The sequence below is a fragment of the Pseudoalteromonas sp. S1650 genome (genome assembly GCF_005887195.1).
GTDB classification, from domain to species: domain Bacteria; phylum Pseudomonadota; class Gammaproteobacteria; order Enterobacterales; family Alteromonadaceae; genus Pseudoalteromonas; species Pseudoalteromonas simplex.
Genome location: NZ_PNDF01000023.1, coordinates 157,891 through 175,715, shown reverse-complemented (window position 1 = coordinate 175,715; position 17,825 = coordinate 157,891). Strand labels below are relative to the sequence as shown.

Here is a 17,825-nt window from a genome sequence, read left to right as displayed (position 1 = left end):
CAGTTGAATGTATTTATGATACAATTCGCCGTCTAACTGTAACTATAAGTGAGCGAACCTATGATTAAACAGCGTACGATTGCAGAAGTAGTCAAAGCCATAGGAATTGGACTTCATAAAGGTGAGAAGGTCACTATTACTCTCCGACCTGCGAGCGCAAATACTGGGATAGTATTTCGTCGCGTAGACCTTGATCCGGTTGTTGATTTTGAAACAACACCAGAAGCCGTTGGTGATACGCAACTGTGTACCTGTTTGACAAACAAAGATGGTGTTCGTTTATCAACGACTGAGCACCTTATTGCGGCGGTAGCGGCAATGGGTATTGATAATCTAATTGTTGAATTAGACAGCTCAGAAGTACCAATCATGGATGGTAGTGCATTACCATTCATCTATTTGTTACAGAAAGGCGGCATTAAAGAAGTAAATGCAGCTAAGCGCTTTATTCGTATTAAAGAAAAAGTACGTATTGAAGAAGGCGATAAATGGGCTGAGATAGAACCATACGATGGTTTCCACATCGATTTTGAAATTGCGTTTGATCACCCAGCAATCAATGAAAGCCGCCAACGTATCGGTTTAGATATCACGGCACAAAGCTTCACTGAAGAAATCAGCCGCGCACGTACTTTCGGCTTTATGAAAGATATCGAGTATATGCACGCTAACAACCTAGCATTAGGTGGTAGCATGGATAACGCAGTTGTATTGGATGAGTTTAAAGTACTAAATCCAAACGGCTTACGTTATAGCGATGAGTTTGTTAAACACAAGATCTTAGACTGTGTGGGCGATATGTTTATGACTGGCCACAACATTCTAGGTAAAATCACGGCTTATAAATCAGGCCATGATTTAAACAATAAACTACTTCGTAAAATTATGGCGACTGAGTCAGCATGGGAATGGGCAACTTTCGATTCCCCAGTGACTATGCCAGCACCAGGCTTAGAAGTAGCGACAGCTTAATCGCAAGCATATTACAGTTATAAAAAATGACGCTTTAAGCGTCATTTTTTTTGCCAAACTATTATCAAGAATTATAAGCCTAGAATAGCTTCAAGCTCGACCAACTGATTGATTTGATAAGTTGGTTTAATATCTTCAGGTAGCTCAACTCCTGGGTGTTGTAACCAACACGTGTCGATACCCACATTGTGACCACCTAAAATATCACTGGCAGCTGTATCGCCTACCATTAAAATCTGCTCTTTTGGTGGATTGCCCATTAATTGAAATGTATGTTGAAAAATCTCTGGGGCAGGTTTTGCTTTACCGACTAACTCTGAAATAACCAGCCAATCGAACATATCCTGTAAACCGGTGTGCTCTAGGCGTTTTTGTTGTAACTTAGCAAACCCATTGGTAATAATGCCTAGCTTGGCGTGTGGTTTTAACTTTGTAAGCAAGTCAACTGCACCAGGTAATGGCACACAAATAGAGGCCATAGCATCCAAGAAGCCATCGTTAAGCTCTTTTGCTGGTACATCGAGTTTATTTGCCCACTCGGTAAAGCGAGTTATCTGTAGTTCACTGGCGGTAATTTCGTGCTTTTGATATGCAACCCACAGCGGCTTATTGGTTGCTTGGTAATGATGATAATCTGACTCAGTAAATTCTACGCCGTAATGTGCAAACATCACTTTTAAACCTTCAAATGCATTAAAGCTAAAAAGCGTTTCATCGGCATCGAATAATACGTGGCTATACTTCATGGTTATCCTAATTACTGGTTGAATAGGGTAGGGTGTGAAAATGGCGCCATGGCCAATGTCAGCGCTTGTACATAAGTACTTTCGCGCGTGGCAAGATGATTGGTTAATAAGCCAATAGCACCACCTTGTTGTTTGATATTAACGGTATTGAATGCCTCATCCATGACATCACCTAGTTCTTTACCAGCTAGCAAGGCATCGTAAAAAGGTTGCGGTAACGGTAGGTTGCTACTGCGACCCACGCTAAATTGCTGCTTGTTTGCAATCACTACAAAGGCAAAGGTTGCAGCGCCATAACTAAATTGTTCTGCGCCACCTTCCATTGCTGTATAAAAATCGGCGTCAAAGTGATCTTGGCAATACTTAACGCGATTTTCAGCGCCGATACGGGTTTCATCTTCACCTAGTGGCTGATCAGGTACGCCAGAAGGTGCATCTTCACCTTTGCACTCAATGGTATGATGTGGGAAATAAAGACTAAAGACATGTTTAGCCGCGTTAATTTTAACGGGGTTCTTTGAACCAACAATAACACGTAATGTTTGTTTCAAGGCGACGACTCCATTGTTTTCACCAGAGTCAGCAGTGTACCCGAGTGAGTTAAATCGGCAAGTCAACCGGGGCTAAATTTTCAAGGGCGCGTTTTTTCAAAATAATATCTTTGATCAACGGGGTTAGCACAAGCTCCATTGCTAAGCCCATTTTGCCTCCAGGTACCACAAGCGTATTGATACGAGACATAAAGCTGCCTTCAATCATGCTCAAATAGTACGGAAAATCGACGTCATCTATGCCACGAAAACGAATCACAACAAAGCTTTCGTCTAAAGAAGGAATATCTTTTGCGCTGAATGGGTTTGAGGTATCAACCGTCGGCACTCGCTGGAAGTTGATATGAGTACGTGAAAACTGCGGGGTAATGTGGTTAATGTAGTCATCCATTGAACGCACAATAGAGCCCATTACCGCTTCTCGCGAATGGCCTCGTTCAGAGGTGTCGCGAATGAGTTTTTGGATCCACTCAAGGTTGATAATTGGCACCATGCCAATCAATAAATCGACATGCTTAGCAACATCATGATTCTCATCGACAGCACCACCATGAAGACCTTCATAGAATAAGATATCTGTATTTGATTCTAAATCTTGCCAAGGGGTAAAAGTTCCTGGAAGTTGGTTATAAGGCACCGCTTCGTCGAAAGTATGTAAGTAACGTCTGATTTTACCTTGGCCGGTTTCGCCATATTGGTAAAAAAGCTCTTCAAGGGCACCAAAATCATTAGCTTCTCGGCCAAAGTAGCTAATGTGCTTACCTTCTTGTTGTGCTTCACGGATTTTTTTATCCATTTCAGGGCGAGTATAACGATGAAAGCTATCGCCTTCGATGAAGGCGGCATCAATGCTTAAGCTTCTAAAAATGTGCTTAATTGCATTGGTGGTTGTGGTAGTTCCCGCCCCAGATGAACCGGTAATAGCGATGATAGGGTGTTTAGCTGACATAATTATTCTCGTTATTGTTGATACCAGTCGGCTTAAAAATTTAACCATTCTAGTGTGTTAAATGGTCAGTGGCATAACTCGATTGGTATTACCGTGCATAAAATCAATCAGTAGAAACCGATAAAAAACGAACACGTCCTAGTTATAAAGGTCGAGCATGGTAAGGTCAAGTGACTGGCGGATTAATTAACGCTATCATGGGCTGATAAAAATTAAAACGAGAGAACAACATGAAATTGATTTCGTCTTTACTTTTCGTCGCAGCAGGGACATTGTTTACCAGTCACGCACATGCAGCGATGCCTAAAAGCGAAATATTACTTGCCGATTTAGACACCCCATATGGTATGCAGGTGTCGCGAGTAACCGATGATAAAACTTATAATAATCAACCATTTTTAGTTGATACTGGGCTTTACTACACCCATGAAGTTGTTGGCGAAAATGGCCAGTCACAAACCGATATTGCGTTTTATGACTTTGCATCTAAGAGCAGCGTGAATATCACCAATACTGCTGTCAGTGAATACTCGCCAACGCTAATGCCAAATCAGCAAGCCTTGTCGGCAATCGTGGTCGAAGCAGATGGTAAGCAAAAGTTATGGCAGTATCCATTAGCAGAAGAGCCTGCCGCGAGCCGAATTTTTGAATGGATTGAGCCTGTTGGCTACCATGCGTGGGGCGCTGATGAAGACCTGATCATGTTTATCTTAGGTGAGCCGCATACATTGCAATACACTCGTGTTGCTGCGGCTAAACCGCGTGTCATTGCTGATGATATTGGCCGAACTTTAATTTTTGATAAACATACAAACAGTTATTTATTTAGTTATAACAAAAACAATCAACATTGGGTTGCACGCTTTGCGCCGCAAACTGAGGAAGTGAGTGATTTATTTAGATTACCTGAGTCGGTGCAAGACTTTGCTTTAATTGATAAAGACACTGTGGCTTATGCGGTTAATAACCGAGTTCATAAGCGCAGTTTGACTGAGCCTGAAGTGGTATCACAGTGGCTTGATTTAAGACGCTTTTGTGAAGGCTCAATCTCGCGTTTAAATTACAAACAGAGCAAACTGGCATTTGTATGTAATAAGTGAAATGACCCGTTTTCCAACTCGCATTCATAAAAGTGCACAGCCCATTCATTATGGTATTGCATTTAAAGTCACCTCACCTGAAGCTGCAGAGCAATTTATAACTAAGTTAACTGCTATTTTAGCGCAATAAAAAAGGGCCACATTGTGGCCCTTTTCGCATTTGCTTTAATTAGCGCTTAAGGAAGCTATTCACCGAATTTAACTCACGGTTTTTCAGTGCAATACAATCATTAATGCTTTCTTCAAGCTTACTAAGAGAACGTGCATAACCTGGTACTTCAGTGATTTTATCGTTGAAGAAGGCTTTGGTTTTCTCTAGGCTTTTCGCATCGCAGCTTGCCGTCGTGAAGAACGGTAAATTTGGTACAAAGAACGGTGGTAAGTTCTTAGTGATAGCATCGTAATTGTTGTAAATCCACTCAATAAACAGTGCTTCACGCTCTTTACCATAGCCTAAACCACCTAATAACGTACGCATATCAGAGGCTGTTACGTTATCTGTTAAGCTGTATTCTAGAACCGCTTTTTGTAACTCAGGTTTACCAAAGTAACCCATCGCTGCCAGCATCTTAGTACGCACTTGTGGATCTTTGGTGGTTTTAAAGGTTTGTTTGTACTTTTCAAGTAACTTTGCATCGCCATGGTAAGCAGCAAGGTTTAAGTAAGTTGAGGCTAAATATGGGTCAACATTTTCAGGGTTGTTTAAGTACAGTGCCGCTTGTGCTTTTGCGGTATCAATGACTTTTTGATCTTGACCATCAAAACCTAAACGGGCAATAACTTGCGCACGTAATTGCGATACCGCCGCGTCTTCATCTGTTTTTGCCGTTAATCCATATTGCTTAGCAGCAGGTGCAATGCTGTTTCGAATAAACTTAGGCCATAGGTCTCGGTTACTGTCGTCTTCGAATACGCGTTTTTGAGAAGCAAGGTAACCTAATGCTGTGTTTGCTACTAATGGGTGAGCATCACTCACAAAGGCTTCTAAAGTTTGCATTAAGTGAGCCGCAGAGATAACACCTGCATCAAGTAATGAATCAACCGCAGAAAGTAGCGCTAAGCGCTCACGTACCGTTAGCTTGTCAGCAGCGTTCTCTAACAGGGCATTAAACTGAGCATCATCTAATACCCAGCGGTAATAACCCATGGCACCTTGATCTGGGTAGATCCACTCAGGTTCAAAGTCGAGAGTCAGTTGCTGTGTTTCTTTATTCAGCAGTACATTTGCGGTTTTAACTTTGTCGCCCGCACCATACTTAATTGCAACCGGAACATTCCAAAGTTGTGCTGGTGCATCAACGCCAGCATTTACAAAGCGGCTTTGGCTGATATTAATTTTCTTACCATCTTGCGTTACTTTAATAAGTGGGAAAGATGACTGTTCGATAAACGATTTAAGAACACTTGCCACATCTTTATTAGACGCTTCGCCTAGTGCTTGCCATAGATCAGCAGCTTCTGCATTTTTATACGAGAATTTCTTCAAGTAAGCACGAATACCTTGCTGGAATGCCTCTTCGCCAATCCAGTTTTCAACCATAGATAAAACCGCGCTACCTTTACTGTAGGCAAGGCCAAGGCCATCCATGATGTCAGCTTCAGTTTTGATTGGCTTACGGATAGGTTTAGTACTTAAACGCGCATCCAGTGCCATTACATGATTTTGTGGTAAGTCTAAGTGAGACTCAAATTCTGGGTTGATTTGTGCAGTGATTTTCGCTGCCATCCAGCTTGCGAATGCTTCGTTTAACCATAAATCATTCCACCACTTCATAGTCACTAGGTTACCGTACCACTGGTGAGCTAACTCATGGGCAATGATTGATACATTACGCTCTTTTTTGCTGCGCGTTGCTGTTGCTAGGTCTACTAGTAAAATGTCTTCACGGTAAGTCACTAGGCCTGCGTTTTCCATTGCGCCAAATGGAAACTCTGGCACTGCCACTGAGTCTAGCTTTTTGTATACGTAAGGAATGCCAAAATAATCTTCTAGCGCTTTTAACACTCGCGGCATATTTTCTTTTGCGTAATCAGCAAGGTGAATTTTACCTTGTGGAGTCAATACGCGGCCAGGGATTGGCATGCCTTTAATTTCAAGCTCTTCAAACGGGCCAACAGCCATAGCGACTAAGTAAGAAGGAATCGGTGGTGTTTTGTCAAAAAAGTGCGTTGTCATATCGCCATCAACTTTGGTTTTTAAAACCGGTGTATTGGCATACACTTTTTGTGATGTTGGCGCTGTGATAGTTAGCTGAAATGGAATTTTATAACTTGGCTCGTCAAAAACGGGGAATGCACGACGCGCATCGCTCATTTCAAATTGCGTGAAAAGATAAGGTGTGCCTTGATCTAAAGTTTTATATAAACCAACACTTTGGCGGTTATAAGGTGCGGTAAAATCAACTTTTAAAGTGTATTTGCCTGGCTGAATTTTTTCTTCACAAGCGAATTTAACTTTGCCTGTTTTTAGCATTTCAGCATTTAGGTCACAGTTTTCTGCACCTAAAATTTTCGCCATGCTAACTGCATAATCAATACCGTTTAATTCGATATAATTGGTTGCTTTTAGAACCTCTAAAGCAATTTCGGTATGACCAGAAAAATTGTCTTTGGCAGGATCAAGCGTAAGTTCTACTTGTTGTGAGCTAGGCTTGGCAAGCTTTTCGATAACATATTCATTGGCATGGGCAGAGCTAACAGCAAGTGCAACACTCACCGTTAATAGGCTTTTTAAGAACATAAGTATCCCTGATTTTTTGTTGTTAGAAAGGCACCTGCTATGAGGGGCGAATCACCATGCTATCAGGTTTTAATTTGAACAGTAATAAATAGTTAGTAACAAAGTTTGTCAGTTAATTATGGCGGTCAATGAAACGCTGCCAATGCAGTTGCGGGTTTATTTGTCGGACGTTTTGCAGCACGGTATTTAATAATTGCATATCAGCAAAGCGTTGTTCGTTGAAATCTTTAAAACCAAGTAAGTAGTTAAAGGCGTCTTTGCAGCTGGCTTGCAGTGCATGAATTCGCACTTGTTGTTCAAAGTTGAGCCGTAAACTGCTTATCGCGGTTTTCATACCTTGCTGATCAACAGTAGGAATAGCGCACTTTTGTAAATAACCAGCGCGTTCACCTTCACCCGAAAACCAAATACGTACTTTTTCGCTGTAGCGACCAGATTTAGCGGGTAAATCAAACATCAGTCGTTGCTGATTTTGTTCATTTAAATAGCCTAAGTATTGGTCAAGTCCTGCATCGAGTAATGCATTGTGGATAGGCACATAGCGGGGTTTTATCTTGCCATGTGTATGAAAATCAAAGCAGCGAATTCCATCAAGGGTGACAATATTCTCAAGGGTTAAATGGCCAATTTCATCGCTGTAGGCACCGGTGTAATAGGCAAATAAAGGCAGCCAAAAGTGCCAATGCTTAGCTTGTTCACGTGCTAAACGCTGATCACCATAAATGTAACCATTATACAGGGTATGTAATTCCATGGCCGAAAAGGGCCTACGACCAAGATGGGACTTCAACCTAATACCTTGATAATAAAGATGTGTCGAAGAGTATACCTGATAAGTATCAAGTTTCCAGCTTAACGACACTGCCATAAATACGGCCGTGTCGTTATAAGCTTAAGGATTGCGATTAATCGCAAAGAGCTTTAGCTAAACCAACCGGTTCGATTTCAACGCATACTTGATCATCGTTCCAGTTTAAACCAATAAGCGCATCATCTTCGTTAAGGTCTTCAACCCACTCATCAAGAAATTCGTCTAGGCCAATTTCAACAGGGGTATAGTCTTGCCACTCATCTTTACATTGTGCTTTTGCAGCGTCTTCAGTACCCCAAAGTAATAGCACATCTGTGTCGCTAAACTGGTTTGATTCACAGACAACAAAACCACCATCTTCGGCACCCAGTGCCCACATAGATTCGTTCAAACGAACTTTCTCTACAAAGCTAACTAATTCTGATTCAATTTCGATATCGCTCATTTGCGTAACCCTTATCTTTATATTCGTGGATCTGTTTGTTGTACCGCCGCTTTATCGGCGAATTTATGATAAAAACCAACTAAGTTTTCTAGTTGGCTAAAATCAGTTAATTCGCGGAAGCGGATCCAATCTAGCAAGCAGTATAAACTGATGTTGAGGTATTCACAGCTTTTAAATACTGGCTCCGATAAATGAGTATTTAAATAGGCTAATGTTTCAACAATTCGTTCATTCTGTAAATTAAAAAATAGTTTGTCGCTGTTGGTATCAAACCCTGAACGCTGACAAAGTAAAATTTCTACCAGTGAATCATTGCAGGCATTGATAATGGTTAAGTAGTTCTCTTGCTGCCAGCTAAGTAACGGCTGATCAGCTTTTTCGAGCAGGTAGCGAATAATTGAGTTGGAATCACATAAGGTAAAATCATGGTCGATTAACACAGGAATTTTTCTGGCAGGGTTATGAGCTATCATGGTTTGTCTGTCTTGCTCAGAGAAAATATCCAAATTAACAAAATCAATAGGTAGGTTATTAAGTGTCGCCCAAATCCGAATACGGCGTACAAAAGGTGAGGTAGTAGAGCCTAGTAATTGCATGATGGTGTCCTTTGCAAAAAAAAGCCGCTGTGAAGCGGCTTTTTGAAATCAATTTGTTAATTAGTCAGTACGGCTTGTTACTTCTAGAAGATGATAACCAAACTGGGTTTGCACTGGGCCTTGTACTTGGTTAATTGGTGCAGAGAATACGACTTTGTCGAACTCTGGAACCATCATGCCAGGGCCAAACTCACCTAATGCGCCGCCATCTTGACCTGATGGGCAATTAGAATGAGCACGAGCAAGCTCTGCAAAGTCAGCTCCTTGCTCAATTTGCTGTTTTAAATCTAAACAGTGAGCTTCACTGTCTACGAGAATGTGTCTTGCACTGGCTACTGCCATAACATCTCCCTAATGTGTGTTTTAGTATTAAATCACTAGTTTAGTTCAATATTTACCGAACGAAAAATTAAATTTATTTTGCAGTCAGCTCAGCTTCAATTGCATCGCGTAAAGTTTGCGATTGTGGCTTAGTTTTACTATTGAAGCGTTGCACTGTCTTACGATCTGCAGACACTAAATATTTGTAAAAGTTCCAGTTAGGTGAGCTGGTTGCTTCGTTTAGGTGTTTGAATATTGGGTTCGCATCGCTACCACGAACGGCACTGGTAGCCAACATATTGAAGGTTACGCCATAATTGATGAAACATACTTTTGCCGTGTCTTTTTCATCGTCTTCTTCTTGAAAAAAGTCATCTGATGGAAAACCTAGCACAACTAAGCCTTGGTCTTTATATTCTTTATGAATGGCTTCTAAACCTTCAAACTGGCCGGTAAAACCACAATTACTAGCGGTATTTACTATTAAGAGTGGTTTATCTTTGAATTCACAAAAATTAATAGACTCTTTTGAACGCAACTTTCTCATTGTGACATTGGTAAAATCATCACATTGGCTGCTTGCTTTAGCTGTTGGTACCGTCTCTGTGGTTTGTGCTGCAAGGTTGGTTGTTATTAGACCTGCTGCAAGTAACAAAGCATATTTATACATAGTTATTTCCCGCTAGTTATTTGTGATGAATATACGCTAATATGCAGCAAAGTGATCATTTAATTTCAGCTATTTATGACGATTCGCAAAGCAACACAAAACGATTTAACTGATATAGTCGCGATTTATAACGAGACCATCCCTGGGCGTATGGTTACCGCAGATACCGAAGAGGTGTCGGTGGCAGACAAACAAGCTTGGTTTGATAGCCATACAGAAAAAAGACCTATCTTTGTTTTTGAGCAACAAGGTAAAGTAATTGCTTGGTTAAGTTATAAGTCTTTTTATGGCCGCCCAGCTTACGATGGCACGGTTGAGATTAGTATTTACATCACCCAGCAGGCTCAAGGGCAAGGGCTAGGAAAGCAACTGCTTATATTTTCAGAACAGCATGCAAAAACACTTGATATCAAGGTGTTATTAGCTTTTATATTCAGCCACAACCTACCCAGTATAAAACTGTTTAATCGCTTTGACTACAAGGTTTGGGGAGAGCTTCCAGAAATTGCAATTATGGATGATAAAGCTTATGGCTTGACAATTTTGGGTAAGCACTTGCAACCTTAACCTTCTCAAAAAACTAGTAAAAAAATACGGTGTAAATTGTGCGGTAAAAGATTTTTAGACTACGCTAAAAAGGTCAGTTTTTATAGTGAGTCTTATTTACGGTGCGAAAAATATTAATAGTTGATAGTAATAGTGTACTTGCGATGCGTGTAAAAGTTCTACTCGAGCTTATCGGTTGCGAAGTTGAGCTATTACACTTTTCAATGATAGATGATACCGTTCTAAAACAGCAATATGATCTCGTTGCTGCTTCACATGGGGTGCCAACAAGTATCATTGAAGAACTAATGAATGACTTTTCTCAAGAGCATTTCTTATTACTCGCACCGAAAGCACAACGCAGTGACTTACTTGAACATTTTAGTGAAATTAACCGTCTCTTACCTAATGCCGTTGTTATATACCCTTTTTTCGCAAATAAAGAGATAAGCACGCTTCTAGAGGGAATATTAGAATTAGACAGCGACAATATTCTCAAACTTCCTACTGTATTGCTCGTTGATCATTGTCCCGACCGGTTACAAAAAATAGCGCAAAACTTAAAGGGCGCGCATATCAAAACCATCACCGCTGATAACATGAGCTTTGCAATGGAGTTAATTCATGAGCATGCAATTGATTTATTGATTAGTGATTTTACTTTTGAAGATGGAACAGGGCTTGAATTGTTTATAAAGCTGAAGTCGTTGCAGCCTGAAAGTCGTTGTTTATTATATACCTCAAAGCCTGATCAAGTTTCCATGGTTGCTGCCATTCGTCAGGGTGTTGAAGATGTTTTGATCAAACCGATTGATGATAATGGTTTATTGCAATCAGTTCATAAACTATGGCAAACAGAGCTTCTCAAACGTCATAATTCAGAACTTGTTGAAAGACTTCAGAGTACCGTTGATGCGCTTATAGAAAAGGACAGTTTATTAAGAGTTATTTTTAAGCATACTCCCGACGCTATTATTTTATTTGAACGATGCGGAAAGGTAATCGAAACTAACGATGCCTGTGAACAATTATTTGATAAACAGCACCATGAATTTGAAAGCTGTTCGGTATTTGATTTTTTTGATGCGCCTTCAATAACACGTATTAAAGAAAAAATTACGACGCTAAGTAAAAACCGCCAATTTAGCTGTGATCTAAGAATGCTTAATAAAGATGGCAATGATATTCCATTAGTGGGATCGTTTAATGAAATAGATCATCATGGCGAGATTGCGTTAGCGGGGATCTTTAAAAACGTTACACACTTAAAAGAAAAGGAAGATTTGCTACTTGAAGCAAAAGATTTGCTTGAAGAAGAGGTAAAAGCGCGAACAGCTCAGCTAGAGCACGCAAAAGATGTGGCTGAAGCTGCAAACTTAAGTAAGTCTGAATTTTTAGCGAATATGTCTCATGAACTCAGAACGCCAATGCATTCAATCTTAAGTTTTGCTCGTTTTGGACTTGATAAAGTTGCCAATAATGATCTGAGTAAAGACAAGTTAAATAAGTATTTATCGCGTATAGAACAAAGTGGTGAGCGCTTATTGTCACTGCTTAATAATTTGCTTGATCTTTCAAAACTGGATGTTGGTAAATTTCCCTTTAATCCGCAAAAACATAACCTTAGCAGTATTATAAAAACCAGTATTGATGATGTCTCAGGGACTGCTCTTGAGAGAAATATTGCTATTCGTTTAATTGGCTTTGAGAAAAGTATTTTGCTCGATTGTGACGAAGAGCAGATAAACCAAATAATGCGCAACTTGCTTGGTAATGCACTTAAATTTAGTGAGCCTGCCAGTGAGATAGATATTCAGCTAACTATGAATAATGAAATGGCTGAAATATCAGTAATAGATCGTGGTATAGGAATTCCCGAGTCTGAACTTGAAAAAATTTTTGCGAAGTTTGAGCAAAGTAGTAAAACCAATAGTGGTGCTGGAGGTACAGGACTTGGTTTAGCTATTTGTCGTGAATTTGTAGCCTTACATCAAGGAACGATTACGGCAAGAAATAATGAATATGGAGGTGCAACTATTTTAGTAAAGCTTCCATTGAGGATAGATCTACCTCAACACTTAGCGAATGAAGATAGATCTGTAAAGTTAAATTAATAAAACGGAAGTGTTAGACATGGCCTTAAAGAGAATTTTAGCCGTCGATGATGAACCATTTAACTTAGAAATAATTGAAGAGATTCTTGAAGAGCTCGACTTTGAACTGAAAATGGTCAGTAGCGGTCCAGAGTGTTTGGCAGTAGTTGAAGAGTTTGATCCTCAGGTTATTCTGCTTGATGTGAGTATGCCACAAATGAGTGGTTATGATGTTTGTCGAAAACTAAAAGAGAATCCAAATACCGAGAAAATAATCGTTATGTTTGTTTCAGCAAGAGGAACGGTTGAAGAGCGTATGGAAGGCTATTCAGTTGGAGCTGAGGACTATATAGTTAAACCATTCGGGCATGAAGAATTAAAGCTTAAACTGCAGCACTTACATCAAGTATTGATAGAAAAAGAATCGCTAGAGCAACAAGTTGAAGATGCGACTTCAACAGCATTTAATGCCATGGCAAACAGCAGTGAAATGGGGCAAATAGTCAACTATATCGAGCATATAGGTGCTATTGAAGATGAGCAAGAGCTGGGCAAGGCTCTGCTTAACTGTCTAAGCTCATTTGATTTACAAAGCAATGTTGAGTTTCGCTTAGAGTCTGGCATTGAGCACTTTTCAATTTCGGGCATGTGTTCGCCAATCGTTATTGAGTTATTTGAAATGCTCAAAAATAAAGGCCGACTCCATGAATTTTCGAATCGAATTTTAGTCAATTACGAAATGATCAGCTTACTAATCTTAAATATGCCAGACCAAGACCCTGATAAGCATGGCCGAATTCGGGATCATACTTGCTTTTTAGTCAGTGTTACAGAACAGCAGCTTAAAGCGATCATCACAAAAAAAGAATTGCTCAGACAACAGCAACAACTTAATGATGCTGTAGGTAAAGTTCACAGCAAGTTTTCGGGACTCATCGAACTTCTAAATGAAAATCGTGTAAATAACGAGGCTGTATTTAAGCAGCTTCAAGAAGACTTAGAACGACGTATACCAACCATGGGCTTAGATGAGGACCAAGAGGTTTTTATCTATCAAAAGGTCGACGAAACCATTCAAAACTCTGTTGCACGTGAAGAGTCAGTTCAGGGAGTAAAAGCGGCATTCAAAGAGATTGAAAATGATTTATCGCAATTATTAAAGCAGTAAGTTACAACTTAAGCTATCAAGCATCTCTGGGCAGCCCTTTTTCAACAATGCGAATTAAGCGCGCAGTTTTACGAAGCCTTAACTGGCGCTTATTTTTTTGCTGCTCAAGCGCCCACTCGATATGCTCAGCGACCAAAGCTGTAGCGGTTGTTAACCTTTGCGCTAAAGCCTCAATTATCTGCTCATTGTAATCAGCGTTACCTAATCCGACAGCGAGGTTCCTTAACCAGCGCTCGTGACCAATGCGGCGTATAGGGCTGCCTTCAGTATTTTTTAGAAAGGTTGCCTCATCCCAAGCAAATAAGGTCAGTAAGTCTTGATCTTTAAGTTGTTTTCTTGGGTGAAAGTCGGCTTCATCGGTCAGCTGGCCATAGCGATTCCACGGGCAAACTAATTGGCAGTCATCACAGCCATAAACGCGATTACCTAACAGTGGGCGATACTCTTCAGGAATAGCGCCTTGCAATTCAATGGTAAGGTAAGAGATACATTTGCGGGCATCAACTACATAAGGTTCGACAATCGCGCCGGTTGGGCACAGTGTCATACAGGCAACGCATTTACCACAGCCCTCAAAGCTATTTTCTTCATCAATAGGCAGGGGGATATCAACAAACAGCTCCCCTAAGAAAAACCAAGAGCCCGCTTCTTTATTGATTAGCAAACTGTTTTTACCACGCCAGCCTAAGCCTGCTTTTTCGGCTAGTTGTCTTTCAAGCACGGGGGCTGAATCAACAAAAGGACGAAAACCTAGCTGGCCTATATGCTGCTCTATTTGTTGGCCTAATTTTTTTAGGCGGTTGCGAATTAATTTATGATAGTCACGACCTAATGCATAGCGACTGATGTACGCTTTATCTGTTTGCTTGAGGTTCCTAGCAAAGCTTGCATCAGGCGGCAGGTAGTTCATTTTTACTGAGATGACTCGTTGCGTGCCAGGTACCAGCTCTGCGGGGCGCGCTCGCTTCATACCATGGGCTGCCATGTATTCCATCTCACCGTGATAGCCTAAATCTAACCAGCGCTGCAGTTGAGCTTCATGTTTCGTTAGGTCAATATCAGTGATCCCGACTTCTGCAAAGCCAAGGTCTTTACCCCATTGCTTTATTTGCAGTGCGAGTTGTTCATAATCAATAGCGGGTGTTGTCACGGTCAATAAAAAAGTAGCCAAGAAGCGGCTACTTTAACATAGTTTGACTCAGAGCAGCAGTTAAAAGCCGATTACACAAAGCGTTTTAGCTGCTCTTGGGTTTGTTGGCTCAGTTTGTGTGATTGCTGGCAGTCAGCGAGTGATTCATCAATCTGCTGTTTAGCTTGCTCACCCAGAGCAACTATTTGCTCAACAGTTTGATGAGTGTGGGTTTGGGTTTGCTCAAGTAAATGCACCGCACTAACAATCTGCTGTAGTTGTTGTTGGTTTTGCTCAAATTCGCTAAGCATATTGCTAAAGCCTGTAGAGGTATTGCTAATCGCTGTTTCAGCTTCACTCGAGTGGCTAATTAGTTGCTCAGATTCTTTATTGGTTTCGCTAACAAGACTATTCATTTGATTAATAAAATCAGTTATTTGGCGGGTTGCGTCGTTTACTTTAACCGATAGTGATCTAACTTCATCGGCAACCACGGCAAAGCCTCGGCCAGCTTCACCGGCACGTGCCGCTTCAATTGCAGCATTCAGTGCAAGTAAATTGGTTTGGTCAGAAAACTCTTCAACCATTTTTAAAATGGCGCGAATATTCTCGCTGTTTTCTTTTAGGCCAGACACAGTTGCAGAAAAGTTACCTAAAATTTGGCTGATCATCGCAACCTTTTTAACTAATGCTGATAACTCAGTGGCTGAGTGTTTTACAAAGTTTAAGTGCTCACTGTTAACATGGTGCACGCTATCAGTGTTCGCTGAGATATTCTCAAGGCTTGAAGTTATTTGATTACTCGAATCAGTAATGGTTTGGCTAAACTTGATTTGCTGGTGGCTCATTTCTGCGGTTTGCTGCATTGAATGAGTCATCTTTGAACTACTATCTGCACTGGCTTGTGCACTTTGGTATGTGGTGGCTAATAGATTTGCTAAATGAACTGTAAAGGTATTGTACTGCTCACTTAAATCACGAAATTCATCGTAGGTAAAATGCGGTAACTTGGCAGATAAATCTGCATCATGACGGTTGATTTGCTCAAGTGTATCGCGCATTGCTTGCACTGGGCGCACAATTAAAAAGCGCATGTAGAAAATAGTAAAAATAAAGCTCGCGATGATAACAAAGGTCATTAACCAAAATAGTCCCATGCCAACTTGTTGCTCTGACAGGCTGCTATAAAGCCAGATCAAAGTAATGGCCTGAAACGCAAACACAAAACCTAAATTACCGACAATCTTACGTGTAAGAGTGTAAAAGAATGTTTGTTCGATAAAATTATAAATGCGCATATAGCTACTCATTAAGGTGTTGTGTTGATTCATTTTGGCGTAATTTTTTATTATTCAATGTCACATAATTCAACAGTATAGCTTAGTTTTGTTGAGTTACAGTGACTGCAGTGTCATTTGTGTATGGCACGGAAAATTAGTAAAAATACCATCTACGCCATACTCTAGCATTAATTCGATATCTTCCACTTTATCGACCGTGTAAGCATAAACTTGAAGGCCGCGTTGTTTTGCGTCAGCAACAAACTCATGGTTTATAAAGTTTTTATCTACATGAATGCTATAGGCATGCAGTTTTTGCGCAAACTCGCTGTAATTAATTGGGATAGAAGCGGTAAGTGCACCAATCTTTACCCACGGCAGTTTTTGCTTAAGCCACATCAGTTGGTGGTGATCAAATGAAGAGACTAGCAGGTTATCTCTAGATATTTTTCCTGCACTGACATTTGACTCAATAAGCTCTACAAACTTGTCTAACGAAAAAGTATGTTTAAGCTCTAGATTAAGCAAGGTTTTATCACCAACCCAATCGATTGCCTGCTGTAAAGTGGGCACGCATTCGCCATTGCCTGCATCGTATTGTTGAATTTGCTCTTTGGAGCAGGCGTTTACTTTACCGCGACCTGAAGTTGTGCGATCAAGCCAAGTGTCGTGAATAATCATGTAATCATCAAGGCAGCTTTGCACATCAATTTCGATGCCATCTACTGCTAAATCAACAGCGGCGATAATGGCGCTTTGAGTATTTTCTGGGTAGGTACCACTGGCACCTCTGTGAGCGAATACTTTCATTATTGCTTATACCTACGAGTCACTGACCATGTTTCATAAAAAGCGGCACTAATCACCAGTGCGCCACCAATAAGAGTGCTAATTGAAGGTTGCTCATGCAAAATTAAAAAAGCGAAAAACGTACCGTATAAAGGCTGCAAACACGATATTAAACCAGCGGTTGAAGCTGATAAGTTTTTTAGGCTTGCTGCAAACAGTGAATGCGGTGCTGCTGTAAAAATAACCCCTACAGTAATTAATAGCAGCCAATTTATTGTATCAACTTGTAATGGCGGTACCTCGACAAAGGCACACAGCATAATGCAGGCGATCCAAGTTTGGTAAAGCATGGTTTGTGGGCCGCTATATTGGCTAAAGTAACGCTTATGAACGATATTTCGAAAAGCAAAAAAGAACGCAGACAAAATACCAATAGCAATACCTAGGGTGACATCATTGCCTAAGCTGGCATCAGGAATAAGTAAATAAATACCAAGCATTACTACTAAGGCGCTAAAAATATCTTTGAGCTGTGGTTTGCTGCCATGAAAAAAAGGCTCTAAAAACACCGTGATAACAGGGTAAGTAAAAAAGGCAATCATACCGACAGCAATACCTGCTAACTGCATACCTGCGAAATAGGTGAGCCAATGTATTCCAACAGTGACGCCAAGTAACAAGGCTATAAGGTAGTCGCGACGCGAGTGAAGCTTAATCGCTTTGTGTTGAATTGTAAGTAAGATCAGTAAGGCACAGCCAGCAATTGCTGTTCGGTAAACGGTAATATCTAATGCACTTAGGCTGACTAGTTTAGCGAATAATGCAGTCCCCCCAAATAGGAGTACTGCAATATGTAAGTATATTAGGCTCTGTTTGTGCGCCTGCATTACAAACCTTGTTATTGTTGTTATTAACTCTC

19 protein-coding genes are annotated in these 17,825 nt (G+C 40.6%); 6 read left to right on the top strand and 13 right to left on the bottom strand.

The genetic code is table 11. From position 1 onward, the window contains the following. The first annotated feature begins 60 nt into the window (after positions 1–60). Positions 61–972, top strand: a complete 912-nt coding sequence (gene lpxC, locus CWB80_RS08580) for a UDP-3-O-acyl-N-acetylglucosamine deacetylase (protein WP_138598843.1) — start codon at positions 61–63, stop codon at positions 970–972. Positions 973–1,043: 71 nt separating this feature from the next. On the opposite strand, the gene yjjG is transcribed toward lpxC, so the two are convergent. The 3 genes from yjjG to CWB80_RS08565 are packed head-to-tail and all read right to left on the bottom strand — an operon-like array spanning position 1,044 to position 3,218. Then, positions 1,044–1,718, bottom strand: coding sequence for a pyrimidine 5'-nucleotidase (gene yjjG, locus CWB80_RS08575; protein WP_138598844.1), 675 nt, complete (start codon positions 1,716–1,718; stop codon positions 1,044–1,046). 11 nt (positions 1,719–1,729) lie between these two features. Further along, entirely contained in the window at positions 1,730–2,269 is a 540-nt protein-coding gene (gene yjjX / locus CWB80_RS08570) for an inosine/xanthosine triphosphatase (protein WP_138598845.1), read from the bottom strand. Positions 2,270–2,318: 49 nt separating this feature from the next. Beyond that, positions 2,319–3,218, bottom strand: coding sequence for a phosphoribulokinase (locus CWB80_RS08565; RefSeq protein WP_054552722.1), 900 nt, complete (start codon positions 3,216–3,218; stop codon positions 2,319–2,321). Positions 3,219–3,448: 230 nt separating this feature from the next. On the opposite strand from CWB80_RS08565, the gene CWB80_RS08560 reads away from it, so the two are divergent. After that, positions 3,449–4,318: a hypothetical protein gene (locus tag CWB80_RS08560; protein ID WP_138598846.1), complete on the top strand. Its 870-nt coding sequence runs from the start codon at positions 3,449–3,451 to the stop codon at positions 4,316–4,318. Between the two features lies 1 nt (position 4,319). Continuing rightward, positions 4,320–4,448 (top strand): hypothetical protein, encoded by a 129-nt coding sequence (locus tag CWB80_RS23095; RefSeq protein ID WP_268841463.1) that lies wholly within the window; start codon positions 4,320–4,322, stop codon positions 4,446–4,448. Between the two features lie 39 nt (positions 4,449–4,487). Here the strand turns inward: CWB80_RS23095 and CWB80_RS08555 are convergent, their stop codons facing one another. From CWB80_RS08555 to CWB80_RS08530, 6 genes are all read right to left on the bottom strand, one after another. Then, a complete protein-coding gene (locus tag CWB80_RS08555) occupies positions 4,488–7,058 on the bottom strand; it encodes a M1 family metallopeptidase (RefSeq protein WP_138598847.1) in 2,571 nt (856 codons plus the stop codon). Between the two features lie 112 nt (positions 7,059–7,170). After that, positions 7,171–7,848, bottom strand: a complete 678-nt coding sequence (locus CWB80_RS08550; protein ID WP_138598848.1) for a site-specific integrase — start codon at positions 7,846–7,848, stop codon at positions 7,171–7,173. 115 nt (positions 7,849–7,963) lie between these two features. Then, positions 7,964–8,314: a DUF2750 domain-containing protein gene (locus CWB80_RS08545; RefSeq protein WP_138598849.1), complete on the bottom strand. Its 351-nt coding sequence runs from the start codon at positions 8,312–8,314 to the stop codon at positions 7,964–7,966. A gap of 17 nt (positions 8,315–8,331) precedes the next feature. Next, positions 8,332–8,910 carry a glutathione S-transferase family protein gene (locus CWB80_RS08540; protein WP_138598850.1) on the bottom strand — a complete coding sequence of 193 codons (579 nt, stop codon included), beginning with the start codon at positions 8,908–8,910 and terminating at the stop codon, positions 8,332–8,334. A 60-nt stretch (positions 8,911–8,970) separates the two neighbouring features. Beyond that, positions 8,971–9,252: a peptidylprolyl isomerase gene (locus CWB80_RS08535; RefSeq protein ID WP_054552716.1), complete on the bottom strand. Its 282-nt coding sequence runs from the start codon at positions 9,250–9,252 to the stop codon at positions 8,971–8,973. A gap of 73 nt (positions 9,253–9,325) precedes the next feature. After that, positions 9,326–9,901 (bottom strand): glutathione peroxidase, encoded by a 576-nt coding sequence (locus tag CWB80_RS08530; protein ID WP_138598851.1) that lies wholly within the window; start codon positions 9,899–9,901, stop codon positions 9,326–9,328. Positions 9,902–9,976: 75 nt separating this feature from the next. On the opposite strand from CWB80_RS08530, the gene CWB80_RS08525 reads away from it, so the two are divergent. The 3 genes from CWB80_RS08525 to CWB80_RS08515 all read left to right on the top strand — a co-directional run bounded on the left by CWB80_RS08525 (position 9,977) and on the right by CWB80_RS08515 (position 13,708). Next, positions 9,977–10,468 (top strand): GNAT family N-acetyltransferase, encoded by a 492-nt coding sequence (locus tag CWB80_RS08525; protein ID WP_054552714.1) that lies wholly within the window; start codon positions 9,977–9,979, stop codon positions 10,466–10,468. A gap of 143 nt (positions 10,469–10,611) precedes the next feature. Next, positions 10,612–12,561, top strand: a complete 1,950-nt coding sequence (locus tag CWB80_RS08520) for a sensor histidine kinase (protein ID WP_138598918.1) — start codon at positions 10,612–10,614, stop codon at positions 12,559–12,561. A 19-nt stretch (positions 12,562–12,580) separates the two neighbouring features. After that, on the top strand, positions 12,581–13,708 hold the full coding sequence (locus CWB80_RS08515) for a response regulator (RefSeq protein ID WP_138598852.1): 1,128 nt from the start codon (positions 12,581–12,583) through the stop codon (positions 13,706–13,708). Between the two features lie 16 nt (positions 13,709–13,724). On the opposite strand, the gene queG is transcribed toward CWB80_RS08515, so the two are convergent. From queG to CWB80_RS08495, 4 genes are all read right to left on the bottom strand, one after another. Further along, a complete protein-coding gene (gene queG, locus CWB80_RS08510) occupies positions 13,725–14,858 on the bottom strand; it encodes a tRNA epoxyqueuosine(34) reductase QueG (protein ID WP_138598919.1) in 1,134 nt (377 codons plus the stop codon). Between the two features lie 71 nt (positions 14,859–14,929). Next, positions 14,930–16,147 carry a methyl-accepting chemotaxis protein gene (locus tag CWB80_RS08505; protein ID WP_138598920.1) on the bottom strand — a complete coding sequence of 406 codons (1,218 nt, stop codon included), beginning with the start codon at positions 16,145–16,147 and terminating at the stop codon, positions 14,930–14,932. Positions 16,148–16,231: 84 nt separating this feature from the next. Next, a complete protein-coding gene (locus tag CWB80_RS08500) occupies positions 16,232–16,927 on the bottom strand; it encodes a glycerophosphodiester phosphodiesterase (protein ID WP_171041502.1) in 696 nt (231 codons plus the stop codon). Beyond that, complete coding sequence (locus CWB80_RS08495) at positions 16,927–17,793, bottom strand: DMT family transporter (RefSeq protein ID WP_054552710.1); 867 nt, start codon at positions 17,791–17,793, stop codon at positions 16,927–16,929. The genes CWB80_RS08500 and CWB80_RS08495 overlap by 1 nt, the downstream gene beginning before the upstream one ends. Positions 17,794–17,825: the final 32 nt, after the last annotated feature.